The organism is Micromonospora sp. WMMC264, from assembly GCF_027497275.1.
Lineage (GTDB): Bacteria > Actinomycetota > Actinomycetes > Mycobacteriales > Micromonosporaceae > Micromonospora > Micromonospora chalcea.
Genome location: NZ_CP114907.1, coordinates 3,625,059 through 3,649,365, shown reverse-complemented (window position 1 = coordinate 3,649,365; position 24,307 = coordinate 3,625,059). Strand labels below are relative to the sequence as shown.

Below are 24,307 nucleotides of genomic sequence, written 5' to 3'. Positions count from 1 at the left end.
AACGAGCGCTCACCCGAGCAGTTCGGCCACCGCGTCGGCGGCGGGCCGGTCGGCCGGCAGCGGATGCGCGGCGACGACAGCGTCCACCGGCAGCGCGGCGTACAGGTGCGGGAACAGCGCGCCGCCGCGGGAGGCCTCCCAGCGCAGCGCGTCGCCGAGCCGGGACTCGTCCACCGCGAGCACGGTCAGGCCGGTGACCCCGGCGAAGAACCTCCGCGCCGTCTCCACCACCTGGTCGGCGGCGGACAGGTGGACGTAGCCGTCCTGCCGGTCCATCGCGGTGCCGGCGAACCGCCCGTCCGCCCGTGCCCGCGCCCACTCGTCGTCGGAGAGAATCTTGTAGATCACGCCAGCAGCCTAGAGCGGCCTCGCGTCCCGGCGGCGCGTCTGCCACCATTCGCAGGGCACACGTCGAGCGGAGGGAGGAACGGGTGCGGATCCTCCTGGTCGAGGACGACCGTCGGGTCGCCGCCGCGCTGTCGTCCGCGCTGACCCGGCGCGGCTACCAGGTGGAACACGCCGCCACAGTCGCCGCGGCGCTCTCCGCCGCCCCCTGCGACCTGGTGCTGCTCGACCTGACGCTGCCCGACGGCGACGGCACCGAGGTGTGCCGCGAGCTGCGCCGCCGCAGCAGCCAGCTCGGCATCATCGCGGTGACCGCCCGTGGCGAGGAACGCGACCGGGTGCTGGGCCTGCGGCTGGGCGCCGACGACTACGTGGTCAAGCCGTTCTCGATGGTGGAGTTGCAGGCGCGCATCGAGGCGGTGCTGCGCCGCGCCGCGCACACCGTCCCGGAGCGTCACCTCATCGAGGCCGGGCCGGTGCGCATCGACGTCGGCGGCCGGACGGTGAGCGTGGACGGCCGGGACGTGTCGCTCACCCGCAAGGAGTTCGACATCCTGCTCTCGCTGGCCCGCCAGCCGGGGGTGGCGGTGCCGCGCGAGCGGATCCTGCTCGACGTGTGGGGCACCACCTGGGCCGACCGGCACACCGTGGAGGTGCACGTCGGGTCGCTGCGCGGCAAGCTCGGCGACGCGACGCTGGTGGAGACCGTGCGCGGGGTCGGTTACCGGCTCCGCGGCGCGTGAGGAGGGGCCCGTGCGGCGCCGACTGGTGATCAGCTACCTGCTGCTGATGGTGCTCGTCCTGATCGCCCTGGAGACGCCGCTGGCGTTCACGCTGGCCTCCCGGGAGACCGACCGGGTACGCGCCGACCGCCTCGCCGACGCCACCCGGTTCGCCTCGCTCGCCGGCCCGGCGCTGCGCGGCGGCAGCCCCGGTCCGCTCGACGGGGAACTGGCCGCCTACGACGCCCTCTACGGCATCGGTGCTGCGGTGGTGGACCGGGAGCGCCGTACCGTGGCCGCCTCGTCGGCCTGGGAGCCGGGCGCGGGCACCGGCGCGGCGCTCGACACCGCGCTGTCCGGGCAGCAGTTCAGCGGCCCCGAGTCGGTCTGGCCGTGGGACGGCGGGCCGGTGGTGACGGCCGTGCCGATCAACGACGGCGGCGAGGTGCTCGGCGCGGTGGTGACCACCAGCCCGGCGGACGGGGTGCGCCGCACCGTCAGCGCGTGGTGGCTGCTGCTGGCCGGCATCGGCCTGCTCGCGGTGCTGGCCTGCGTCTCCACCGCGTTCGGGCTGGCCGGCTGGGTGCTGCGCCCGGTCACCGAGCTGGACGCGGTGACCCACGAGATCGCCGAGGGCCGCCGGACCGCGCGGGTGCGCCCCCGGCTCGGCCCACCCGAGCTGCGCCGGCTCGCGACGAGCTTCAACGACATGGCCGACGCGGTCTCCGACGTGATGGACCGGCAGCGCGCCTTCGTCGCGCACGCCAGCCACCAGCTCCGCAACCCGCTCACCGCGCTGCGGCTGCGGGTCGAGGAACTGGGTCCCAGCCTCAGCGACGCGGACGGGCGGGCCGAGCACCGGCTGGCGCTGGAGGAGACCGACCGGCTGGCCACCGTGCTCGACGCGCTGCTGACCCTGGCCCGCGCCGAGCGGGAGGAGAACCAGCGGGTCACCGTGGACGCCGCCGCCACCGCCGCGTCCCGGGTGTCCGCCTGGCTGCCGCTGGCCCGGCACTGCGACGTCGCGCTGCGCCTGGACGCGGACGGCGAGCCGGTGTACGCCCGCACCGTACCCACCGCCATCGACCAGGCGCTGGACGCCCTGATCGACAACGCGGTGAAGTTCAGCGGGGCCGGGGGAGAGGTGACGGTGACGGTCCGCGCCGCCGAGGGCGGTACGACGCTCACCGTCCGGGACACCGGCCCGGGCATGACGGCCAGCCAGCTCGACCAGGCCACCGAACGGTTCTGGCGGGCGCCGGACGTGCAGAACGTGGACGGCGCGGGCCTCGGGCTGACCATCGCGGCGGTGCTCGTGGACGCCTCGGACGGCCGGCTCACCATGCGCCGGGGCGAGCCCCGGGGCCTGGTCGCCGAGTTGTGGTTCCCGGCGCCCGCCGACGATCCGGGTGAGGCCGGCGGGGAGGCCGAGACCGCCGAGCCAGTGGGCCCGCGACACGACGGCGAGCCGGCCACCCGCTGACCGCGCGCGAGCTCAGGGCTTCGCGGCGCGGTACCACTGCGCCGCGCCCGGGTGCAGCGGCAGCGGGGTGGTGACGATCGCCGACCGCTGGCTCATCCGGCCCGCCGCCGGGTGCGCGGCGGCCAGTTCCGCCCGGCGCTCCATCAGCAGCCGGGTCACGTCGCGCACCAGCGCGGCGGGCAGGTCGGCGCGGACGATCAGGTAGTTCGGGTTCGCCACCGTGCTGACCGGCTCCGCCTGGTACATGGAGCGGGGGATGTCCCGGGTCACGTAGACCTGCCCGTACCCGCGGCGCAGCGCCTCGGTCCACTCGCCCAGGTCCACGATCCGCAGCGAGGTCCGCTCGGCCAGGTCGGCGACGCCGCGTACGGGCAGTCCGCCGGAGAAGAAGAACGCGTCGATCCGGTCCTCCCGCAGCGCGGTCATCGAGTCGTCCAGCCCGAGGTGCTCCTGGCGGATCCGGTCGCCGTCGAGCTGGGCCACCTCCAGCAGGCGGGTGGCGGTGATCTCGGTGCCGGACCCGTCGGCGCCCACCGAGACCCGCCGGCCGCGCAGGTCGGCGAGCGTGCGGATCGGGCCGCCGGCGCGGGTGACCAGGTGCAGCAGGTCGTCGTAGACGCGGGCCACGGCGAGCACCGACGGATGCTCGGGTTCACGTGCCGGGAGCACGTCGGCCTGGGTGAAGCCCAGTTCCGCCGCGCCGGACCCGACCAGCCGGACGTTCTGCGCCGAGGCGGCGGTGACCACCACCTCGGCCCGTACCCCGGGCAGCTCCCGGTTGAGCACGGCGGCGAGCGACTGGCCGAAGGCGTGGTAGACGGCGGTCGGGCTGCCGGTGGCGATGCGGATCCGGGTCGGCTCGGCCGGCTCGTCCCGGCATCCGGCCAGGCCGGAGACGAGCAGCAGCACCAGCACGAGCGGGGCGGCGGCGCGCACAGGCCAGTGTCGGCTCACGGGCTGCACTCTGCGCCGTGCACCCGCCGCCGCGCAAGCCCGCCGCCGGGCCGGTCAGCCGGCGGCGGCCAGCTCCGCGCTCTCGGTGATCCGGGTCCGGTGCTCCCCGTTGGGCACGATCACCAGGAAGCAGCCCGCGCCCGGCCGCAACGCCGCCGGCACCTCCAGCAGCGCCGCGCTGCGGACCAGCACCGCGGCCAGGTCACGGTCGGCCAGCCGGATGCCGAGGCAGTGCCGGCGTACGTGCCGGCCGCCGGCGAGCAGCGCCGCCCGCCAGGCCGCCGCCGCCAGCCGGGGCCGCCAGAGCCGCCGCGCCGCCGAGGCGCCCGGGAACGGCCCGCCGAGCAGTTCCCGGCGGCCCTGCCGCCAGCCCGTGGTGAGCAGATTCGCGTACGCCGCCCGGTGCTGCGGCGGCACCGCCAGCCGGTGCAGCTCGTAGCGGCGGCGCAGGCCACCGGTGGTCAGTTCGTGCTGCACCGGCACGTCGAGTCGACCCAGCAGCTGCCGCATCCGGTGCGCCGCGTCCTCGCGGTTGAACTCGGCGATCCCGCCCCGGTGCGGTCCGGGGTCCAGGCGGCGTACGTCGGCGGCCGGCGGCGGCGTGCAGCGCACCATGCAGGCGATCTCGAAGGCGTCGGTCAGGGTCAGCCAGTCCAGCGGCGGGGACGGGCGGGGGCGGTCGAGCAGCGAGGTGGGCTCGGCGAGCATCGGCGCAGCTCCTCGGTCAGAGTCGGGGTACCTCTACCGTTGCCGCCAACGGCCGGGTCGGGAACCGATGCGGCCGAGCCTTGAGCAAAATTTGCGGGAAGCCCGCCGGTCAGAGTTCGGTGACCACCAGGTCGACCTGCCGGGGCCGCCCGGCCGCCCGGGGCGCCTCCTCGACCGTGTACTTCAGCTCCCGCAGCGCCCCCACCAGCGCGTCGGCGGTACGCGGCCGGGCGTCGGCGAGCAGCAGATCCCGTACCAGCCGGCCCTTCGTCGCCTTGTTGAAGTGGCTCACCACCGACCGGGTCGGCGTGCCGTCCACGGTCCGCTCGTGCAGCACCCGCACCGTCACCGTCCGCTCGGCGAGCGCGCCGCGCGGCGTCCAGGTGGCCGCGTACGCGCCGGAGCGCAGGTCCAGCACCGGGCCGCGTCCGGCGGCGGGCTCCAGCACCGGCCCGAGCGCGCCACGCCAGTACGCCGACAGCGCCCCGAGCCCGGGCAGCCGCGCCCCGATCGGGCAGCGGTACGGCGGGATCCGGTCGGGGAGGCGTACCGCGCCCCACAGCCCGGAGCTGATCAGCACCTGGCGGCGGGCCGCCCGCTGCGCCTCGGGCGGCAGCGTGTCCAGGCCCAGCGCCTCGTAGAGCACCCCGGTGTAGAGCCGCCCGGCCGGGGCCGTCGCCGCCTCCCGCAGCCGGGCGTTGCGGCGCAGCTCGCCGCGCTGCCCCGCGGTGAGGCCCAGCGCGGCCAGGGCCGCCGTCTCGTCCGGCCCGGCGCACAGGTCGACGAGCGCGGTCAGCACCGCCTCCCGGGCCGGGTTCAGCTCGGTCAGGGACAGCCGGGACAGGTCCAGCCGGCGGCCGGTGCCGGCCTCGGCCTTCCCCTCCGACGGGGGCAGCAGGATGAGCACCGGCACAGCGTACGGGCCGGGCTCAGCGCCACGGCCGCACGGCACGGTCGGGGTGGTACACGCGACTGCCGCCCACCTCGGCCACCACCGCCGCGTCGGCGCGGTCACCAAGCAGCCGCCGCAGCGTGCGCTCGGCGGGGGAGCCGATGTCCAGCACGTACCCGGGCCGTTGCGCGCGCGCTACCCGCTGCCAGTACGCCGGATAGCGGTTCTGCCCGGGCGTGAGCGCCCCGTCGAGCACGCCGCACGCGACCGTCTCCCCGGTGTTGAAGATCAGCCGGTTGCAGGTCCAGTAGTCCCCGTACACCTCGTGCAGACCGGCGTTCCGCACCGTGTCGGCCAGGCGGCGGGCCGTGCGCTCCTCCTCCCGTACGCCCGGCACGCCGGCCAGGAACGCCACGGTGCCGGCCAGCGTCGCGGCGGTCAGCCCGGCCAGCACCACGGCCGCCGTGGCGCCGCCGAGCCGGGCGGCCGGACCGGCGGTTCTGCGCAGCGCGTGCGCGGCGGCCAGCCAGAGCGGCCACAGCACGGCCGGCAGCGAGATCTGCAGCACCGACAGGTACCGGGAGTTGCCGAGTGGGTCGGTCGCGGCGAGCGGGCTGCGCACGTACGCCAGCAGGGTCAACGCCGCGCCCACTACCAGCGCGAGGATCGCCGCGGCCCGGACCCGCGCGGCGTGGTCGGCGGCCCGGCGGTACGCGACCAGCCCGAGCGCGGCGGCGGCCACCAGCAGCACCGGGTAGAGCACGCCGAACCACTGCGTCCAGCGCGCGCAGCCGTCCATCGGGCACAGGCCGGACGCCAGCGGCACCCCCTCCAGCAGTCCGCCGCGCAGCCGTTCGGCCAGCGACGGCGCGACGCCCTCCTTGGTGCTGATCTCCCGGAACACCGACAGCGAGTCCTGCCCGGCCGGCGCGACGATGTTGTCCTTCACCACCGGCGCGATCCCGGCGGCGAAGCCCGCCACCAGCAGCACGCCCGGCCAGCCGATCAGCTCCCGGGGCATGGCCAGGACCAGCACCACGCCCGCCACCAGCAGGTACGGCGCGATCAGCCAGTCCGACCAGAGCGCCAGCCCGGCGAGCAGCCCGAACGCGCCGGTGGCCAGCCAGCGGTGCCGGACCCGCTCCTCGCCGAGCGCCACCGCGAGCAGCAGCATCGCCAGCACCGCCGGCTTCACCTCCGGACGGCCGCCGACCACTGTGAGCTGGTCGCGGACCACCCGCTCCGAGCCGAGCGCCAGCAGGCCCACCACGACGACCGCCAGCCAGGGGGAGAACAGGCGGCGGGTCAGCCGGTACGCCAGCCACAGGAACACCGCGAAGAGCGCGAGCAGCGGCAGCCGCAGCACCGGCCAGCTCGGCCCGGCCCAGCCGACCAGCGGCGCGGCCAGGTAGGACTCCAGCACGCCCATGTAGCGCTGGCCGTAGAGGAAGACCGGCCGCTCACCGCGCTCGGCGATGTGCAGCGCGGCCAGCCCGAACGTGGCCTCGTCGCTGTTCGACGCGGGCACCGTGAGCAGCGTCAGCACCAGGCGGTAGCCGACTCCGGCCACACCGAGCAGCAACGCCACCAGCGCCGGCGCGTCCGGACGCGGCCGCACCCGGTCCCGCTTCGTCGTCGACACGACCAACGCCCCCGTCGTCGCCCCGACCGCAGTCTGTCACGGCGGAACGCGGCTCCGAGGGCCGATCGGTGTGGATCACTCGCGTGGCCGGGCCCGGCCGGGTGTGGCAGTGTTGCAGCGTGCCACCCACACCACCGGACCAGCTTGCCGTACCGCGACTGCACCGCGCCGCGCGCTTCGAGGACGCCGTGCACGGCCTGGTCGAGCGCCGGTTGCGGCGCACCGGGTGGCAGCCCAACATCATCGCGTACGCGGGCTACGGCGCCCCGGGCTGGGCGCGGGTGCTCTGCCGGGTGCTGCTGGGCCGCCCGGACACCCGGCGGCGGGGCCGCCTGGACAAGGTGCGGGGCTGGCGCAGCTTCGCCACGCTGCCCGCCAAGCACATCCGGGTGACCATCGAGGCCGACGGCGTGCGCCAGGAGGTGACCGCCGACCGCAGCGGGTTCGTCGACACCGTGATCGAGGCCGACTTCACCCCCGGCTGGGGCTGCGTACGCCTCAGCGTCGCCGACGCCGAACCGGTGGAGGCGCTGGTCCGCGTGCTCGACCCGGCCGTCCGGTTCGGCATCCTCTCCGACATCGACGACACCGTCATGGTGACCGCGCTACCCCGGCCGCTGCTGGCCGCGTGGAACACGTTCGTGCTGGACGAGCACGCCCGCACCGCCGTGCCGGGCATGGCGGTGCTGTACGAGCGGCTGGCCACCGCCCACCCGGGCGCGCCGGTGTTCTACCTGTCCACCGGCGCCTGGAACGTCGCGCCGACGCTGACCCGGTTCCTGTCCCGCCACCTCTACCCGGCCGGGCCGCTGCTGCTCACCGACTGGGGGCCGACCGCGGACCGGTGGTTCCGCAGCGGCCGGGAGCACAAGCGGGCCACGCTGGCCCGGCTGTCCCGGGAGTTCCCCGAGGTGCGGTGGCTGCTGATCGGCGACGACGGGCAGCACGACCCGGAGATCTACCGGGAGTTCGCCGCAGCGCACCCGGACCACGTAGCAGGGGTGGCGATCCGGCAGCTGTCGCCGACGCAGTCGGTGCTGGCGGGCAGCCTGCCCGCCCCCGCCGGACGGTCGTCGTCCGGCCCGGTCGGCCAGAAGTGGCTCAGCGCCCCCGACGGCGCCGGCCTCTGGAAGCTCCTCCGAGAAGCCGACCTGGTCTGACCGCCGGCCCCTCCTCTTCGCGTCGATCATGAGGTTGACCGCCTTGTAGAGATCAACAACTGCCGTCAACCTCATGATCGGCGGCCGACTGTCACGGCGTCACCACGATCTTGCCCGTCGCCGTTCCCTTCTCCAGGTACCGGTGCGCCTCGACGATGTCGTTCAACGTGAACACCCGGTCCACCATCGGTTGCAGCACGCCGGTGCGGACACCAGCGGCCAGGAACGCGGCGACGCGCCGGGCGGTCACCGGGTCGACCATGTCCGCAAAACTCATGTAGCGATAGATGGTCAGTGACGGATTCGCCGGGAACGACGCCGGGCGCGGGTCCAGCCAGCCCACCGTGGCCAGGGTGCCGCCGAGCTTCGCAGCCAGCGACAGCTCGGCCAGGCCCGGGCCCATGACAGCGTCCAGGATGATGTCGGCGCCCACCCCACCGGTGTGCCGCCGGGTGGCCTCCCCGATGTCCTCCCGGTCGGTGGCGATCACCGCGGCGGCTCCGGCGGCCAACAGGCTCTCCACTTTGGCGCTCTGCCGGGTGACCGCGATCGGCACGGCGCCGATCTGGTTGGCGATCTGGATCGCGGCCCGCCCGACACCGCCCGACGCCGCGGTGATCAGGACCTGGTCCCCGGGCCGCATCCCGGCTCTGTCCACCAGCGCGCCGTAGGCGGTGAAGTACGACACCCAGAGCGCCGCCGCAGCGACGGGCTCCAGCCCGGCGGGCCGTGGCACGACCCGGTCGGCCGGCAGCACTGTGTACTCGGCGTACGCGCCCCTGGTCTCGAAGTCGGGTATCGCACCGAGGATGACCGGGTCGCCGACGGCCAGCCCGGTCACCCCGGACCCGAGCGCGTCGATCACACCGGTCCCCTCGACGCCCAGCCGCGCGTGCGGCAACGGCACGGGCCGCGGGGACTGCCCGGCCCGGACCATCTGGTCGAGCGGGTTGACCGCGAAGGCCTCGATCCGTACGCGTACCTCGCCGGCCGCGGGCTCGACGACCGGCTCGTCGACGACGCGCAGAACGTCCGGACCGCCGGTCTCGTCGAACACGACTACTCGTGGCATGAATGGCTCCTTGCGTTCCTGAAGGGCTTCGCCGCAAGACGCTACGGAGCCGATAGGAACCCGCTGGTACCTTTCGACTTTGTGCACGACACCCCGGGCCCGGTCTTCCTCGCCGATTGCCCCACCCGCCTGGCCGTCGAGATCATCACCGAGAAGTGGGCGGTGATCGTGCTGTTCGCACTCAGCCTGCAACCCCGGCGCCCCGGCGAGCTGGCCCAACTCATCGGCGGCATCTCCCACAAGGTTCTCACCCAGACCCTGCGCCGCCTGCAGGCATACGGCCTGGTCGAACGCCACGCCTACGCCGAGGCACCCCCACGCGTCGAGTACAGCCTCACTCCACTCGGGCAGACCCTGGTCGAGCCGATCAAGGTTCTGACCGACTGGGCTCGAGACAACGGCGAAGCGATCATCGACTTCCAGGAACAGAACGAGCGCTGAACCAACCCGCCCAACCGAAGACGCTGTCTCAGTGCCGGCCGCCGTGGCTGTTCTGGCGGTACTCGCACTCAGGCAGTTGCGGGTAGGAGCCAGAGAACGCCCAGCGGCGGGACCCGCAGGGAGACCGACGCGGGCAGGCCGTGCCACGGCACGTTCTCCGCGTGCACCTCGCCCAGGTTGCCCACGCCGGAACCGCCGTAGTGGTGGGCGTCGGTGTTCAGCGCCTCGGCCCACGTACCTGCTGCCGGCAGGCCGATCCGGTAGTCGTCCAGCGGCAGCGCGGAGAAGTTCGCCACGCACACCAGCGTCTGCCCGTCCGGCGCGATCCGGATGAACGACACCGCATTGTTCGCCACGTCGTCCCCGGCGATCCAGCGGAAACCGGCCGGGTCGGTGTCCTGCGCCCAGAGCGCCGGGCTGGCCCGGTAGACGCGGTTCAGGTCGGCGACCAGCCGCTGCACACCGGCGCGGGCCGGGTCGTGGGTGAGGTACCAGTCGAGGCCGCGCTCCTCGCTCCACTCCCTGTCGTCGGCCAGCTCGCAGCCCATGAAGAGCAACTGCTTGCCCGGGTGCGCCCACATGTATGCCAGCAGCGCCCGCACCGTGGCCAGCCGCTGCCAGGTGTCGCCGGGCATCTTGCCGGCGAGCGAGCCCTTGCCGTGCACCACCTCGTCGTGGCTGATCGGCAGCACGTAGTTCTCGCTCCACGCGTACGCCAGCGAGAACGTGAGCTGATGGTGGTGGTGCTGCCGGTAGATCGGGTCCTTGGAGGTGTAGAGCAGGGTGTCGTGCATCCAGCCCATGTTCCACTTGAACCCGAAACCGAGCCCGCCCTCGGAGGTGGGCTTCGTGACGCCGGGCCAGGCGGTCGACTCCTCGGCGATCATCAGCACGCCCGGGTGGTGCCGGTAGACGGTGGCGTTGACCTCCTGGAGGAACGCGATCGCCTCCAGGTTCTCCCGGCCGCCGTGCACGTTCGGCGCCCACTGCCCGTCGGAGCGGGAGTAGTCCAGGTAGAGCATCGAGGCCACCGCGTCCACGCGCAGCCCGTCGATGTGGAACTCGTCCAGCCAGTACAGCGCGTTGGCGACCAGGAAGTTGCGGACCTCGTTGCGGCCGAAGTCGAAGACGTACGTGCCCCAGTCGGGGTGCTCGCCGCGACGCGGGTCGGGGTGCTCGTACAGCGGGGTGCCGTCGAAACGGGCGAGGGCCCACTCGTCCTTCGGGAAGTGCGCCGGCACCCAGTCCAGGAGCACGCCGATGCCGGCGGCGTGCAGCCGGTCCACCAGATACCGGAAGTCGTCCGGGTCGCCGAACCGGGCGGTGGGCGCGTAGTAGCCGGTGACCTGGTAACCCCACGAGCCGCCGAACGGGTGCTCCATCACCGGCAGGAACTCCACGTGGGTGAAGCCCATCTCCAGCACGTATGCGGTGAGCTGCTCGGCCAGCTCCCGGTAGCCGAGGCCGGGCCGCCACGAGCCCAGGTGCACCTCGTACACGCTCATCGGCTCCTGGTGCGGCGCCTGCCGCGACCGGCGCGCGAGCCAGTCCGCGTCGCCCCACTCGTACCGTGACTCGTGCACCACCGACGCGGTGGCCGGCGGCACCTCGGTGCGCGCGGCCATCGGGTCGGCCTTGTCCCGCCACCTGCCGTCGGCGCCCAGGATGCGGTACTTGTAGCGGGTGCCCACCGGCAGGCCGGGCACGAAGATCTCCCACACGCCGCTGGACCCGAGCGACCGCATCGGCCAGCCGTCGTCCGGCGCCCAGCCGGTGACGTCGCCGATCAGCCGCACCGCGCGGGCGTTCGGCGCCCAGACGGTGAACGCGACGCCCTCGTCGAAGACCCGGGCGCCGAGCGCCGCCCAGAGCCGCTCGTGCCGGCCCTCGCCGATCAGGTGCAGGTCGAGGTCGCCGAGCGTGGGCGGATAACGGTACGGGTCGTCGTGCGTCGTGCCGTCCACCTCGACCCGGTAGTCGAGCACCTCGCCGGGGAGCACCGCCTCGAAGACACCGGCGTCGTGCACCCGCTTCATCGGGTGCGCCTCGCCGTCGACGAGCAGCGTCACCTCGCCGGCGCCCCGGCGCAGCGTCCGGATCGTGGTGCTCCCGCCGGCCGGGTGCGCGCCGAGCACGGCGTGCGGGTCGTGTACCTCGCCGGTGATCAGCTGGTCCATCGGGCGTCGTCCTTGTCGGCCGGTGCGGTCGGGGCGGTGCCGCCGGAGAGGTCGGCGGGTACGTCTTCGACTGTCAGGTCTGGTGCGGCCGGCTGCTCCGGTTCGGCGGGGGCCGGTGCGGCCGGGCGGCGCACGGTGAGCACGTGCGCCGGTTGCAGGTACGGGTCGAGGCGTACCGCGTTGCGCTGCCCCCAGTCGTACTCGGCGCCGGTCAGCTCGTCGCGCACGGTGAACCGCTCGTGCCAGTCCAGCCCGAGCGCCGGCATGTCGAGCGTGGTGTTGCCCCACTGCACCTCGCGGGAGTCGAACGAGCAGACCACGATCACCGTGTTGCCGGTCTGGAGGTCGTGCTTCGACCAGCACAGCAGCGCCGGGTTGTCGATGTCGTGGAACCGCAGGTTGCGCAGCCGGTGCAGGGCGGGATTGTCCCGGCGTACCCGGTTCAGCGTGGTGATGAACGGCGCCAGCGACCGGCCCTGCGCCAGCGCGGCGTCCCAGTCCCGGGGCCGCAGCTCGTACTTCTCGTTGTCCAGGTACTCCTCGGCGCCCGGCCGGGCCACGTGCTCGAACAGCTCGAACCCGGCGTACATGCCCCAGGAGGGGGAGAGCAGCGCGGCCAGCACCGCCCGGATCTTGAACATCGGCGGGCCGCCGTGCTGCAACGACGAGTGCAGGATGTCCGGCGTGTTCGGCCAGAAGTTCGGCCGCATCCAGTCGACCGAGGCGACCAGCTCCTCGCAGTACTCCCGCATCTCGGCCGCCGTCGTGCGCCAGGTGAAATAGGTGTACGACTGGGTGAAGCCGATCTTGCCGAGCCCGTGCATGATCGCCGGCCGGGTGAACGCCTCGGCCAGGAACAGCACGTCCGGGTCGACCTTCTTGACCTCGGCGATCAGCCAGTGCCAGAAGTCGAACGGCTTGGTGTGCGGGTTGTCCACCCGGAAGATCCGGATGCCCTCGCCGACCCAGTGCAGCACCACCCGCAGCACCTCGGCCCGGATGCCCTCGGGGTCGTTGTCGAAGTTCAGCGGATAGATGTCCTGGTACTTCTTCGGCGGGTTCTCCGCGTACGCGATGCTGCCGTCGGCGCGGGTGGTGAACCACTCCGGATGCTCGGTGACCCACGGGTGATCCGGCGCGCACTGCAACGCCAGGTCCATCGCCACCTCCAGGCCCTGCTCGGCGGCGGCCGCGACGAAGTCGCGGAAGTCTTCAGGCGTACCCAGGTCGGGGTGGATGGCGTCGTGGCCGCCCTCGGCCGCGCCGATGGCCCACGGCGAGCCCACGTCGTCCGGCCCGGCGGTGAGCGCGTTGTTGCGGCCCTTGCGGTTGACCCGGCCGATCGGGTGGATCGGCGGCAGGTAGAGCACGTCGAAACCCATCGCCGCGACACCCGGCAGCCGCTCCATGGCGGTGGCGAACGTGCCGGAACGGGCGGGCGCGTCGACGGTGGCCGGGACCGCGCCCTCGGAGCGGGGGAAGAACTCGTACCAGGCGGAGAAGAGCGCCCGGGGCCGGTCCACCCAGAGCGTGCGCTCCTCGCCGGTGGTGACCAGCTCGCGCACCGGGTGCTCCCAGAGCAGGTCGGCCAGGTCCAGCGCCGCGCTCACCCGCCGCGGCAGGTCCCGCTCGTCGTCGGCCAGGGCCCGCGCGGCTTCGCGTACGCGATCCCGGTCGGCCTTCGGCACCAGCTCCAGCGCGGCGGTCAGCACCCGTACGCCCTCGGCCAGGTCGTTCGCCAGCTCGGCCGGGCCCTGGCCGGCGGCGAGCTTCTTGGTGACCGCGTTCTGCCAGGTTAAGTACGGATCTTGGAACGCCTCCACGGCGAAGCGCCACAGGCCAACCGCGTCCGGGCGGATGGTGGCGTGCCAGCGGTCCTGGCCGGGTTCGCCCGGGCGCATCCGGGTGAACGGGCGGGCCGCGCCGTCCGGGCCGAGCCAGACCACGTTGCACCCGAGCGCGTCGTGGCCCTCGCGGTAGGCCCGCGCCGACACCGGCACGACCTCGCCGACCACCGCCTTGGCCGGGTAGCGACCGCAGGAGACGACGGGGGAGACGTCTTCGATCGGGAACCGTCCAGTCACCCGCTCAACCTACTGCGCGAGATCCTCTCGCGCTCGGCGACTTCACCTGAGCCCTCAACCCGCTCACGAGGGCGTCGAGTTCGTGCCGGTGAGGCACCCGTGCCGTTCCACCGAACGAGCGTGGGCTGCGGTGAGTGGAACGCTATGGGTGTCAAAAGGGCGCTGAGGCACCCATGGCGTTCCACCGAACGGGTGGCGGACTTCCGGCGGCCGGCCCCGTGCCACGAACGGCCTCTTTCCGCGCCTCGGGCACAGGGTCGGCGGGCTGCGGGCGCTCTGGCCCGCCGACGGCGACGTTCAGGTCGACCGCTGGGCGACGAAGACGAACTCCCGGCCGGCGCGGTCGGGCGCGTCCCGCACGTCGAGCACCCGGTAGCCCGCGGCCGCCAGGCTCGCCTCGACCTCGTCCCGGTCGCGGAACCGCAGCGTCGAGTCCGACGTGACGACGGCGCCGTCGGCCGGGAACCGGTACGTGAACCGGAAGGACACGAACGGCAGGTCCACAGCGGTGACCTCGAGACGTCGTTCCACCGGCCCGACGCCCGGCACGTCCCGGGTCACCGGCGCGGTGTCCGCCGCCCACTCCTCCCACGCGCGGCGCTCGGGACGCCGCGTCTCGAACACGAGATGCCCGCCGGGCCGCAGCGCCGCGTGGACGCCCCGCAGGGTGCGCGCCCAGTCGTCGTCGGCGCAGAACACCTGCGCCACGTTGCCGGTCATCACGGCCAGGTCGGCGCGCAGCGGTGGCAGCGTCGTGGCGTCGCCGTGCACCCAGCGCACGCGGCCTTCGCGGTCCTTCGACCGGGCGACGGCGAGGGACGCCCTGGCCGGGTCGACCCCCACGACGGTACGGCCGTGCCGGGCGAGCAGCAGGACCAGGTTCCCGGTGCCGCAGCCGAGGTCGAGCACCACGCGCGCGTCCAGCTCGTCGGCGATCGCGAGGTACGCGTCCAGGTCGCCCCGGTCGCCGTCGAACGCGTCGTAGACCGGCGCGAGCCGAGGATGGGCGAAGATCGCATCCGGCATCCGGGGACTGTATCCGCCGCCGACCGCGAGGGGCGGGCTGTTGAGAAGGGGCCCTTCCTCTACCGCAGGCGTTAAGAAGGGGCCCTTCCTTACACGCCCACGGAGCGGTAGACCTCGAGCGTCTGGCGGGCGATCGCGTCCCAGGAGAAGTGCTCCACGGCCCGCCGCCGCCCCGCCGCCCCGAACGCGGCGATCCGCTCCGGGTCGGCCAGCAGCTCGTTCATGCGCGCGGCCAGGTCGGCCACGAAACGCTCCGGGGCCAGCGGCGTGCCGGAGCCGTCGCCGGCCTGCTCGATCGGCACCAGCAGCCCGGTCTCGCCGTCTGCCACCACCTCCGGGATGCCGCCCGTGGCGGTCGCCACCACCGCCGTCTCGCAGGCCATCGCCTCCAGGTTGACGATGCCCATCGGCTCGTACACGGACGGGCAGACGAAGATCGTGGCGTGGGTGAGCACCTGGATCACCTCGTGCTTGGGCAGCATCGCCGCCACCCAGACGACCCCCGACCGCTTCGCGCGCAGCTCGGCGGCCAGCTCCTCGACCTCCGCGCCGATCTCCGGCGTGTCAGGTGCGCCGGCCAGCAGCACCAGCTGGACGTCGGCGGGCAGCTCGCGGGCGGCGCGCAGCAGGTACGGCAGGCCCTTCTGCTTGGTGATCCGCCCGACGTAGACCACGCTGGGCCGGGACGGGTCGATGCCGAGCCGGTCGAGCACGTCGGTCTTCCGGTCCGGGGCGTACTGCGCCGTGTCGATGCCGTTGTAGACCACGCGGACCCGGTCCGGGTTAACCGCCGGGTACGCGGTGAGCACGTCGCGGCGCATCCCCGCGCTCACCGCGATGATCGCGTCGGCCGCCTCGAACGCGGTCCGCTCGCACCAGGAGGAGAGCGCGTACCCGCCGCCGAGCTGCTCGGCCTTCCACGGGCGCAGCGGCTCCAGACTGTGCGCGGTCACCACGTGCGGCACCCCGTGCAGCAGCTTCGCGGTGTGCCCGGCCAGGTTCGCGTACCAGGTGTGGCTGTGCACCACGTCGGTGCCGGCCGTGCCGGCGGCCATCTCCAGGTCGACGCCCATGACCCGCAGCGCGGCGTTCGCGCCGGCCAACGCGGCCGGCTCGGCGTACGCGGTGACGCCGGGCTCGTCGCGCGGCGCGCCGAAGCAGTGCACCCGCACGTCGGCGAGCCGGCGCAGCTCGCGGGCGAGGTATTCCACGTGCACGCCGGCGCCGCCGTACACCTCCGGCGGGTACTCGCGGGTGAGCAGGTCGACGCGCATCGGTGCCATGCCCGCACCCTAGTGCAGAGCGGCGTGTCGCACGCGGTGCGCAAGTGTGGGCGTCCGAGTGGTGAAGTCGGTTCCGGGTCGTTAGCGTCTGAGCATGGCTGCCAAGGTGCTCGCGATCGTCCTGGCCGGCGGGGAGGGCAAGCGCCTGATGCCCCTGACGACCGACCGGGCGAAGCCCGCCGTCCCCTTCGGCGGGATGTACCGCATGGTCGACTTCGTCCTGTCCAACCTGGCGAACGCCGGCTTCCTCAAGATCGTCGTGCTGACCCAGTACAAGTCGCACTCGCTGGACCGGCACATCACCAAGACCTGGCGGATGTCGACGCTGCTCGGCAACTACGTCACGCCGGTGCCGGCGCAGCAGCGCCGCGGCCCGTGGTGGTTCGCCGGCTCGGCCGACGCGATCTACCAGAGCTTCAACCTGATCAACGACGAGCAGCCCGACTACGTGATCGTCTTCGGCGCCGACCACATCTACCGGATGGACCCCCGGCAGATGGTCGACGACCACATCGCCTCCGGCGCCGGGGTGACGGTCGCCGGCATCCGGCAGCCGCTGTCGATGGCCGACCAGTTCGGCGTGATCGAGGTCGGCGAGGACGGCAAGCGCATCCGCGCGTTCCGGGAGAAGCCCACCGACGCGGTGGGGCTGCCCGACGCGCCGGACCAGATCTACGCCTCGATGGGCAACTACGTGTTCACCACGAAGGCGCTGTGCGAGGCGGTCGAGCGCGACGCGGCGGACAAGACCAGCAAGCACGACATGGGCGGCAGCATCATCCCGATGCTGGTCGAGCGCGGCGAGGCGAACGTCTACGACTTCAAGGACAACGAGGTGCCGGGCAGCACCGACCGGGACCGCGGCTACTGGCGGGACGTGGGGACGCTCGACTCGTTCTACGACGCGCACATGGATCTGATCAACGTGCACCCGGTGTTCAACCTCTACAACTTCGAGTGGCCGATCTACACCGAGCAGCCGCCGTACCCGCCGGCCAAGTTCGTGCACGCCTGGGGCGAGCGGGTCGGCCGCGCGGTCAGCTCGATGGTGTCGCCCGGCTCGGTGATCTCCGGCTCGCTGGTGGAGAACTCGATCGTGTCGCCGAAGGTGAAGGTCCACTCCTGGGCGCACGTCGACGGCGCCGTGCTGATGGAGGGCGTCCAGATCGGCCGCCACGCGGTCGTCCGGCGCGCGATCCTGGACAAGAACGTCCACGTTCCGGAGGGCGCCGAGATCGGCGTCGACCTGGAGAAGGACCGCCAGCGCTACACCGTGTCCGACAACGGCATCGTCGTGATCGGCAAGGGCCAGCGCGTCGAGCCCTGAGCAGCACCACCGCAACCCGAGGAGGATCCCGCAGTGGCCCACCCCCGTGCCGGCCAGCCCGCGCAGCCCGACGATCTGGTCGACGTGCCCCGGCTGGTCACCGCCTACTACGCCGAGCACCCGGACCCGGACGACCCGGCGCAGCAGGTCTCCTTCGGCACCTCCGGGCACCGCGGGTCCAGCCTGCGCCACGCGTTCAACTCCGACCACATCCTCGCCGTCACCCAGGCGCTCTGCGACTACCGGCGCGAGCAGGGCCTCGACGGGCCGCTGTTCCTCGGCCGGGACACCCACGCGCTCTCCGCGCCGGCCGAGGCCGACGCGCTGGAGGTGCTCGCCGCCAACGGCGTCACCGTGCTGCGCGACAGCCGCGACGGCTACACCCCGACGCCCGCCGTCTCGCACGCCATCCTCACCCACAACCGGGGCCGCACCAGCGGCCTCGCCGACGGCATCGTGATCACCCCGTCGCACAACCCGCCGTCCGACGGCGGGTTCAAGTACAACCCCACGCACGGCGGGCCCGCCGACACCGACGCCACGAAGTGGATCCAGGACCGCGCGAACGCGATCCTCGCCGCCGGGCTCAAGGAGGTGAGACGCATCCCGTACGCGCGGGCGCGCGCCGCCGACACCACCAGGGGGTACGACTTCCTCGCCCGGTACGTCGACGACCTGCCTGCCGCGCTGGACATCGACGCGATCCGCGACGCCGGGGTGCGCATCGGCGCGGACCCGATGGGCGGGGCGAGCGTGGCGTACTGGGGGGAGATCGCCGACCGGCACCGCCTCGACCTGACGGTGATCAACCCGCTGGTGGACCCGACGTGGCGGTTCATGACGCTCGACGGCGACGGCAAGATCAGGATGGACTGCTCGTCGCCGAACGCGATGGCCTCGCTGATCGCCGCCAGGGACGACTACGCGGTCTCCACCGGCAACGACGCCGACGCCGACCGGCACGGCATCGTCACGCCCGACGGCGGCCTGATGAACCCCAACCACTACCTGGCCGTGGCGATCGGCCACCTGTTCCGTACCCGGGAGCAGTGGGGCCCGGCCGCGGCGGTGGGCAAGACGCTCGTCTCCTCCTCGATGATCGACCGGGTCGCGGCCGACCTCGGCCGCCCGCTGCTGGAGGTCCCGGTCGGGTTCAAGTGGTTCGTGCCCGGCCTGCTCGACGGCGCCGTCGGCTTCGGCGGCGAGGAGAGCGCCGGCGCGTCGTTCCTGCGCCGCGACGGCGGCACCTGGACCACCGACAAGGACGGCATCCTGCTCTGCCTGCTCGCCGCCGAGATCATCGCCACCACCGGGCGTACGCCCAGCGAGCACTGGGCCGAGCTGGCCGACCGCTTCGGCGCGCCCGCGTACGCCCGCATCGACGCCCCGGCCGGGCGCGAGGAGAAGGCGGTCCTGGCCAAGCTGTCGCCGGAGCAGGTCACCGCCACCGAGCTGGCCGGCGAGCCGATCACCGCGATCCTCACCACCGCACCCGGCAACGGCGCCGCGATCGGCGGCCTCAAGGTGACCACCGAGTCGGGCTGGTTCGCCGCCCGCCCGTCCGGCACCGAGGACGTCTACAAGATCTACGCCGAGTCGTTCCAGGGCCCGGAGCACCTGGCCCGGATCCAGGAGGAGGCCAAGGCGCTCGTCGACGGGGTGCTCGGGGCGTCCTGACGGTCACCGGGGCGGGGGCAGCTCCCGGCGGTTGAGCTGCTCCCGCAACCCGTCCGGCAACAGCTCGCGCAGCTGGTCCGGCAGCAGCGGCAGGTCCAGCAGGCTCAACTTGAGCTGGTTGCGCTCCTGGTAGCGGCGCGGGTCGAGGCGGACCACCCGGCCGGCGTCCTTGACGTACCGGATGCGCACCGAGCCCTCGGTCGCCGCCTGCCGGATCAGCAGCCCGTCCATCTCCACCGCCACCGGCGCCGAGTCCGCGCGCAGCTCCAGGTGCACCGTCTCGTGCGCGGAGAGCAGCACCGAGCGGGAGATCCCGGCCATCGGCGCCGACGGCGTCACCACCATCGCCTCCGTGGCCGGTGAGATCAACGGGCCGCCGGCGGCGTAGCTGTACGCGGTCGAGCCGGCCGGCGTGCTCACCACCAACGCGTCGCAGCGGTAGTAGCCGTACCGCTGGCCGTCCACCGCCAGGGTGGCCGTGACGAACCCGGCGCCGGGCTGCCGGACCAGGGCGATGTCGTTGAACGCCACCACGTCGTCGCCGCAGACGTCGCAGGCCAGGCAGGCGTGCGACTCGACTGTGAAGTCGTGCTCCACCAGCCGCTCCAGCGCCCGGGGCAGGTCCGGCGGCTCCACCTCGACCAGGAAGCCGACCCGGCCCAGGTGGACGCCGAGCACCGGCTTCGGGTCGCGTACGGCCATCCGCAGCGCGCCCAGCATGGTGCCGTCGCCGCCGATGCTGATCAGCGCGGCGCAGCGGTCGGCCAGCTCGTCCGCGGCGACCGCCTCCACCGCGGCCGGCACGCGCGTACGGTCCTCGGCGCGTACGGCGAGGGTGATCCGGTGCCGGGCCGCCCAGTCCACGATGATCCGCACCACCTCGGAGACGTCCCGGGTGGGGTGCAGCACCAGCCCCAGCACATCTCCCGCCACCGGTACAGCTCATCACACGGACGGTGGGCGTGGTGGGCGTACAAGCACTCGGTCGAGACCGGATCGCCGTCGCCGTCGCGACGCGGCGTGACCTGCCGGGGGAGCGGTCGTTGAGCCTGTGTGCCGCCGTGGTGGGGCGAGCGGAGCGTGCGCGCTCCCACGGGACGACTCCAGAAAATGAACGGATTCCGCAAGTCATGATGTTGCTTCTCGTCGCGGTGGTTCTGCTGGCCGTCCTGCACTACGTCGTCGCGGTTCGCACGTACGGTCTGCTCACCCCGGACGGGCTCTTCGTCGTCTCGCAGCTGCTGATGGCCCTCGGGACGGTGCAACTGGTCGATCCGGACTCCACCACCGAGACCTTCTACGGCCGGCTCGTGCTCGGCGCGGTGGCGGTGTACCTCCTGGTGAGCATGGTGACGTTCATGTGCCTGCGGGCCGGCCGACGTTCGGTACCGCGCAAGGTGGGCGACCGCGCGCCCTACACGTTCCGTCTGGTGCGCCCGACGGCCAGCGTGCTGATCGTGACGGCGCTGTCGATGGCCGCCACCGCGGCGTACTTCGCCGCCGTGGGCTACAGCGCCTTCGTCGTGGGCCTGCGGGGAGTGCTCACCGGTCAGACGGAGAACGTCAGCACGCTCCGGCTCCAGTCGTACGCGGGAGAGAACTACTTCTTCCCCGGGTACGCGAACCAGTTCCGTAACGTCCTGCTGCCCTCGCTGGCCGTGGTCCTCGCGGTGTGGTTCTTCAACCGGCGGGGCCTGGCGGGCCGGGTCTTCGCGCTCTTCCCGCTCGGCTTGGCGACACTGGCGCTCATCGGCACCGGCCAGCGCGGAGCGTTCTTCCTGTTCCTGCTGACCCTTGTCGTCTACTCGTTCCTCGCGGTCGGGCGCGCGATGTCCCGGTGGGTGCTGCTCGTCCCGGTGCTCGGCGCACCGGTGGTCTTCGTCGCGACGCAGGTGCTGGGTCGCAGCGGCGACGGGGACGGGCATCCGGTCACGGCCGCCGCGCGGGAGCTGTACCGGCGTTTCATGGAGGACAACCAGCTCTCCGGGCTCGCCGCCTTCAACTACACGTCGCAGCTACCTGTCCGCCACGGCGGCGAATGGCTCCGCTCGCTGTCCGGCATCCTGCCCGGCGACCGGGGCAGCAGCCTGGCCAACGAGGTGTTCGCGACGCTCTACGGCTCGACGGTCGGCACGTCGCCACCATCGCTGTGGGGATCCATCCACCACAACTTCGGCACTGTCGGCGTACTGGTGGGCGCGGCGGCCCTCGCCCTGCTGCTGCAGAAGATCACCTTCAACGGACTGCGCCGGCCCAGCTACAACTCCCTGGAACTGATGGGGTACGCCGGCATGACCGTCGTCCTGGGGACCTGGGCTGTCGGTGGTCCGGAGACGCTCCTCAACACCGGGCTCGTCGCCTACCTGGCGCTCTGGTACTGGGGCGGCCGGATCAAGCCGGAGCAGACGGCGCTGTCGGCGCGGGCGCGGCGGGCCGCGTCCGCAGCGCCGGTCGCCCCGGGCCACGAGCCGGTCAGGTGGCAACCGGGACGACCGGTGGCCGGGCCGGAGAGACGCACACCGGTCGGGGCGGAACGATAGCGCGTGCGCGCCGAACAGCCTCGGCGGGCAGGACGCCCCGGCGTCTCCCGGTCGCGTCTGACCGGAGCGCGTCGCGGCGTACTGAGCATCGCCTCGGGCACCGTCGGCGGGCAGGTGCTCCTGCTCGCCGCGGCGCCGGTTCTGGCGCGCCTCTACACGCCGGCGGACTTCGGCGTCTTCACCGTGATCGCAACGCTGGTCGCCACCGTCGGCGCGGTCGCGGCACTGCGCCTGGAGATGGCCGTCCCACTGCCCGCTGAGGACCGGGACGCCGACGCGCTGGTGGCGCTCGGGCTCGTCTGCGCCCTGGTGACCGGCACGTTCGGCACGCTGGCGGTGGCGCTGGCCGGTCGGCCGATCGCCGACGCCTACGATCAGCCCGCCCTGCGCGTCTGGCTCTGGCTGGTCCCGTGGGCGGCGGCCGCGATGGGCTGCCTCCTGGTGCTCAACCAGCTCGCCGTCCGCCACCGCCGTTACGCCGCGATCGGGCGGCGCAACTTCCTTCAGGCCGTCGCCACGCTCGCCGCGCAGGTGCTCTTCGGCGCGGCCGGCGTACGAGCGGGCGGGCTCTCCCTCGGCCTCGCGGCCGGGCAGGTGACCGGTGCGCTGATGCTGGCGCCCGGCGCTCGCCTGCGTGATCCCGCGACACGTGCCGGGTTCCATCCCCGGCGGCTGTGGCGGACCATGCGGCGCTACCGCCGGTTCCCGCTCGTGCTCGCGCCGTCCGGGCTGGTCAACGTGCTGGGAAACCAGCTTCCGGTCCTGCTCATCGCGTTCTGGTACGGCGGCACCGTGGCCGGATGGCTCGGGCTCACCCAGCGGGTCCTGGCGGCGCCGGTGGCCCTGGCGGGCACCGCTGTCGCCCAGGTCTACCTCGGCGAACTCGCCCGGCTGGCACGGGAGGCGCCGCAGCAGGCCCGGGCGATGTTCCTCCGGGCGAGCCGGCAACTGATCATGATCGCGGTTCCGGCGGCGGTCGTCGCGCTCCTGGCGGCGCCCGCGATCTTCCGGTTGGTGTTCGGCGCCCAGTGGGCGAGCAGTGGCGCCTACGCGCAGGCTCTGGCCGTCGGCGTGGCCGCGCAGTTGGTCGCGTCCCCGCTGTCGCAGACGCTGGTCGTGTTCGGCCGGCAGAATCTGCAACTCGCCTGGGACACCGGCCGGGTCGTGGTCGTCGTCGGCGCGGTCGCGGGCACCTGGCTGCTCGGCGGGTCGGCTCTCGCCGCCGTCTGGGCGTTCGGGATCGCCGCCGCCGTGTCCTACACCGCCTGCTGGCTGCTCTCGCTGACGACGGTACGGGCGCACGCGCGCGTCGCGGACCGGCCGGACGCGGGCGCGACGACGCCGAGGCGGGCCCGGGAGCCGGTGTGAACCGCCCACATGACGACAAAAGGTCGGCATCACCGCGTACGCCTCAGGTCGTTGAACACGGGGAGAAACAGTGACCTTTGAGAGGCGAGCCCGAGTTGCATCCGCGACCCCGCGTTCTGATCATCGCGTACGTCTTCCCGCCGTCGGAATCGGTCGGCGCCCGCCGGCCCGGTGAGCTGGCGCGCTTCGCCGCCGCCCAGGGGTGGGACGTCCGCGTCCTGACGGCGACGCCGCCCAGCGCCGGATCATCCGGCGTGCCCGAGAGCGACGTTCTCCGGGTGGCGCCGGTGCCCGACTCGACCTGGGTCGTGTCCTCGGTACGCCGGGCAGAGGCCCAGGCCAGGGTGGGCCGGCGGCCTGCGTTGACCGTCCTGGGGACGCTGGGACGCGAGGTGCTGATCCCGGACGCCTGCGTGAACTGGGTCGTGCCCGCCGTGCGCGCATTCCTGCGCGACCGGGGGGACTGGCGACCCGACGTCGTGATGGTGACCGGCCCGCCGGCGTCGGCGTATCTTGTCGCCGCTGCCATCGCCCGCCGCCTGAAGGTGCCGTGGGTGGCGGACTACCGTGACCTGTGGACGGTCGGCAACGACTACTGGCCGTACGGCCGGACCCGGATACGGCGGAAGCTCGACCACTGGATGGAACGGCGCCTGCTCCGGTCCGCCGCCGCATGCGTCACGATCTCCGAGCCGCTGGCCGACATCATGCGCTCGACGTTCGGGATCGGCACGACTGTGGTCATGAACGGCATCGACCCGCGCCCACCAGGCCCGGTGGGCGGGCCGGCCGAGCAACCAACCACCGTGGACGCGTACGGATCGCCGCCCCTGACGCTGACGCACACCGGGCGGCTCAACCCCGGGAAGCGAGATCCCTCGCCACTGCTGGACGCGGTGGCGCTCCTCGGCCCCGAGGCCCGGCGTGTCCATGTCGTCTTCGCGGGTGAGGACAACGGGGTGGCGCAGGCCGCCACCGAGCGCGCCGGCGTCTCGGACTCGGTGACCAACCTGGGTGAGGTGTCGGCGGAGAAGTCGTGGCGGGTGCAGGCGGAGGCCGACGTCCTGGTGCTGGTGATGTGGAACGACCCGCGCGACGCCGGCACGGTGCCGGGGAAGTTCTTCGACTACCTGCGTGCCCGGCGTCCCATCCTCATGATCGGGCACCCGACCGGAATCGTGGCGGACATCCTGCGCTCCCGTGACGCCGGCGTCGTCCTCAGCGACCCGGCGCGCATCGCCGAGCAGTTGCGGATCTGGCTGGCCGAGAAGGACCGGAACGGACGCCTCGCCGAGATTCCGCCGTCCGCGCTCGACGGGCTGTACCGGGACGACCAGTTGGCGCGCTACCTGGACCTTCTCTCCGACGTTGCCGGCGCACGTCGGGCTCGTACCTGATCGGACCGT

20 protein-coding genes are annotated in these 24,307 nt (G+C 73.2%); 9 read left to right on the top strand and 11 right to left on the bottom strand.

All coding sequences use genetic code 11. From position 1 onward, the window contains the following. Positions 1-9: 9 nt before the first annotated feature. Positions 10-348, bottom strand: a complete 339-nt coding sequence (locus tag O7542_RS15600; RefSeq protein WP_043325106.1) for a DUF952 domain-containing protein — start codon at positions 346-348, stop codon at positions 10-12. Between the two features lie 83 nt (positions 349-431). On the opposite strand from O7542_RS15600, the gene O7542_RS15595 reads away from it, so the two are divergent. Both O7542_RS15595 and O7542_RS15590 read left to right on the top strand, forming a co-directional pair. Then, positions 432-1,088: a response regulator transcription factor gene (locus O7542_RS15595; protein WP_043325105.1), complete on the top strand. Its 657-nt coding sequence runs from the start codon at positions 432-434 to the stop codon at positions 1,086-1,088. A 10-nt stretch (positions 1,089-1,098) separates the two neighbouring features. Continuing rightward, positions 1,099-2,550 (top strand): HAMP domain-containing sensor histidine kinase, encoded by a 1,452-nt coding sequence (locus tag O7542_RS15590; RefSeq protein WP_064447481.1) that lies wholly within the window; start codon positions 1,099-1,101, stop codon positions 2,548-2,550. Between the two features lie 12 nt (positions 2,551-2,562). On the opposite strand, the gene O7542_RS15585 is transcribed toward O7542_RS15590, so the two are convergent. The 4 genes from O7542_RS15585 to O7542_RS15570 all read right to left on the bottom strand — a co-directional run bounded on the left by O7542_RS15585 (position 2,563) and on the right by O7542_RS15570 (position 6,746). After that, entirely contained in the window at positions 2,563-3,504 is a 942-nt protein-coding gene (locus O7542_RS15585) for a TAXI family TRAP transporter solute-binding subunit (RefSeq protein ID WP_083297126.1), read from the bottom strand. 54 nt (positions 3,505-3,558) lie between these two features. After that, positions 3,559-4,212: a hypothetical protein gene (locus O7542_RS15580; protein ID WP_030499746.1), complete on the bottom strand. Its 654-nt coding sequence runs from the start codon at positions 4,210-4,212 to the stop codon at positions 3,559-3,561. A 109-nt stretch (positions 4,213-4,321) separates the two neighbouring features. Next, positions 4,322-5,125, bottom strand: a complete 804-nt coding sequence (gene yaaA / locus O7542_RS15575) for a peroxide stress protein YaaA (protein WP_281606478.1) — start codon at positions 5,123-5,125, stop codon at positions 4,322-4,324. A gap of 16 nt (positions 5,126-5,141) precedes the next feature. Continuing rightward, positions 5,142-6,746 carry a hypothetical protein gene (locus O7542_RS15570; protein ID WP_210870961.1) on the bottom strand — a complete coding sequence of 535 codons (1,605 nt, stop codon included), beginning with the start codon at positions 6,744-6,746 and terminating at the stop codon, positions 5,142-5,144. An 83-nt stretch (positions 6,747-6,829) separates the two neighbouring features. Here O7542_RS15570 and O7542_RS15565 point away from each other — a divergent pair, with 83 nt between their 5' ends. Further along, positions 6,830-7,906, top strand: a complete 1,077-nt coding sequence (locus O7542_RS15565; protein ID WP_281604781.1) for a phosphatase domain-containing protein — start codon at positions 6,830-6,832, stop codon at positions 7,904-7,906. 91 nt (positions 7,907-7,997) lie between these two features. On the opposite strand, the gene O7542_RS15560 is transcribed toward O7542_RS15565, so the two are convergent. Beyond that, positions 7,998-8,978, bottom strand: a complete 981-nt coding sequence (locus O7542_RS15560) for a zinc-dependent alcohol dehydrogenase family protein (protein WP_064447484.1) — start codon at positions 8,976-8,978, stop codon at positions 7,998-8,000. 81 nt (positions 8,979-9,059) lie between these two features. On the opposite strand from O7542_RS15560, the gene O7542_RS15555 reads away from it, so the two are divergent. Further along, positions 9,060-9,419, top strand: coding sequence for a helix-turn-helix domain-containing protein (locus tag O7542_RS15555; protein ID WP_069089950.1), 360 nt, complete (start codon positions 9,060-9,062; stop codon positions 9,417-9,419). A gap of 68 nt (positions 9,420-9,487) precedes the next feature. On the opposite strand, the gene glgB is transcribed toward O7542_RS15555, so the two are convergent. From glgB to glgA, 4 genes are all read right to left on the bottom strand, one after another. Then, positions 9,488-11,596 (bottom strand): 1,4-alpha-glucan branching protein GlgB, encoded by a 2,109-nt coding sequence (glgB, locus tag O7542_RS15550; RefSeq protein WP_281604780.1) that lies wholly within the window; start codon positions 11,594-11,596, stop codon positions 9,488-9,490. Beyond that, the gene (locus tag O7542_RS15545; RefSeq protein WP_281604779.1) at positions 11,584-13,680 is read right to left on the bottom strand and encodes an alpha-1,4-glucan--maltose-1-phosphate maltosyltransferase; all 2,097 of its coding nucleotides are present in this window, start codon (positions 13,678-13,680) and stop codon (positions 11,584-11,586) included. The genes glgB and O7542_RS15545 overlap by 13 nt, the downstream gene beginning before the upstream one ends. A 297-nt stretch (positions 13,681-13,977) precedes the next feature. Then, a complete protein-coding gene (locus O7542_RS15540) occupies positions 13,978-14,706 on the bottom strand; it encodes a class I SAM-dependent methyltransferase (RefSeq protein WP_281604778.1) in 729 nt (242 codons plus the stop codon). 89 nt (positions 14,707-14,795) lie between these two features. Beyond that, positions 14,796-15,989: a glycogen synthase gene (glgA, locus tag O7542_RS15535; RefSeq protein WP_281604777.1), complete on the bottom strand. Its 1,194-nt coding sequence runs from the start codon at positions 15,987-15,989 to the stop codon at positions 14,796-14,798. Between the two features lie 94 nt (positions 15,990-16,083). Between glgA and glgC the strand changes: the two genes are divergently transcribed. Together glgC and pgm are read left to right on the top strand one after the other, a co-directional pair. Next, positions 16,084-17,316 (top strand): glucose-1-phosphate adenylyltransferase, encoded by a 1,233-nt coding sequence (glgC, locus tag O7542_RS15530; RefSeq protein WP_043325096.1) that lies wholly within the window; start codon positions 16,084-16,086, stop codon positions 17,314-17,316. 33 nt (positions 17,317-17,349) lie between these two features. Then, positions 17,350-18,993: a phosphoglucomutase (alpha-D-glucose-1,6-bisphosphate-dependent) gene (pgm, locus tag O7542_RS15525; RefSeq protein WP_187692578.1), complete on the top strand. Its 1,644-nt coding sequence runs from the start codon at positions 17,350-17,352 to the stop codon at positions 18,991-18,993. Positions 18,994-18,996: 3 nt separating this feature from the next. Here pgm and O7542_RS15520 read toward each other — a convergent pair whose 3' ends face one another. Then, on the bottom strand, positions 18,997-19,926 hold the full coding sequence (locus O7542_RS15520) for an NAD(+)/NADH kinase (protein WP_281604776.1): 930 nt from the start codon (positions 19,924-19,926) through the stop codon (positions 18,997-18,999). Between the two features lie 197 nt (positions 19,927-20,123). Here O7542_RS15520 and O7542_RS15515 point away from each other — a divergent pair, with 197 nt between their 5' ends. The 3 genes from O7542_RS15515 (at position 20,124) to O7542_RS15505 (ending at position 24,298) form a co-directional block, all read left to right on the top strand. Further along, positions 20,124-21,533: an O-antigen polymerase gene (locus O7542_RS15515; protein WP_043325093.1), complete on the top strand. Its 1,410-nt coding sequence runs from the start codon at positions 20,124-20,126 to the stop codon at positions 21,531-21,533. Positions 21,534-21,536: 3 nt separating this feature from the next. Next, positions 21,537-22,901 carry an oligosaccharide flippase family protein gene (locus O7542_RS15510; protein ID WP_043325092.1) on the top strand — a complete coding sequence of 455 codons (1,365 nt, stop codon included), beginning with the start codon at positions 21,537-21,539 and terminating at the stop codon, positions 22,899-22,901. Between the two features lie 95 nt (positions 22,902-22,996). After that, complete coding sequence (locus O7542_RS15505; protein WP_281604775.1) at positions 22,997-24,298, top strand: glycosyltransferase; 1,302 nt, start codon at positions 22,997-22,999, stop codon at positions 24,296-24,298. The last annotated feature ends 9 nt before the right edge of the window (positions 24,299-24,307 follow it).

Excerpts from the sequence above, each read along its gene's own strand:
- O7542_RS15580 (WP_030499746.1), bottom strand. The coding sequence starts at position 4,212 with ATGCTCGCCGAGCCCACCTCGCTGCTCGACCGCCCCCGCCCGTCCCCG.
- O7542_RS15560 (WP_064447484.1), bottom strand. The coding sequence starts at position 8,978 with ATGCCACGAGTAGTCGTGTTCGACGAGACCGGCGGTCCGGACGTTCTG.
- glgB (WP_281604780.1), bottom strand. The coding sequence starts at position 11,596 with ATGGACCAGCTGATCACCGGCGAGGTACACGACCCGCACGCCGTGCTC.
- O7542_RS15540 (WP_281604778.1), bottom strand. The coding sequence starts at position 14,706 with ATGCCGGATGCGATCTTCGCCCATCCTCGGCTCGCGCCGGTCTACGAC.
- glgA (WP_281604777.1), bottom strand. The coding sequence starts at position 15,989 with ATGGCACCGATGCGCGTCGACCTGCTCACCCGCGAGTACCCGCCGGAG.
- glgC (WP_043325096.1), top strand. The coding sequence starts at position 16,084 with ATGGCTGCCAAGGTGCTCGCGATCGTCCTGGCCGGCGGGGAGGGCAAG.
- O7542_RS15515 (WP_043325093.1), top strand. The coding sequence starts at position 20,124 with ATGATGTTGCTTCTCGTCGCGGTGGTTCTGCTGGCCGTCCTGCACTAC.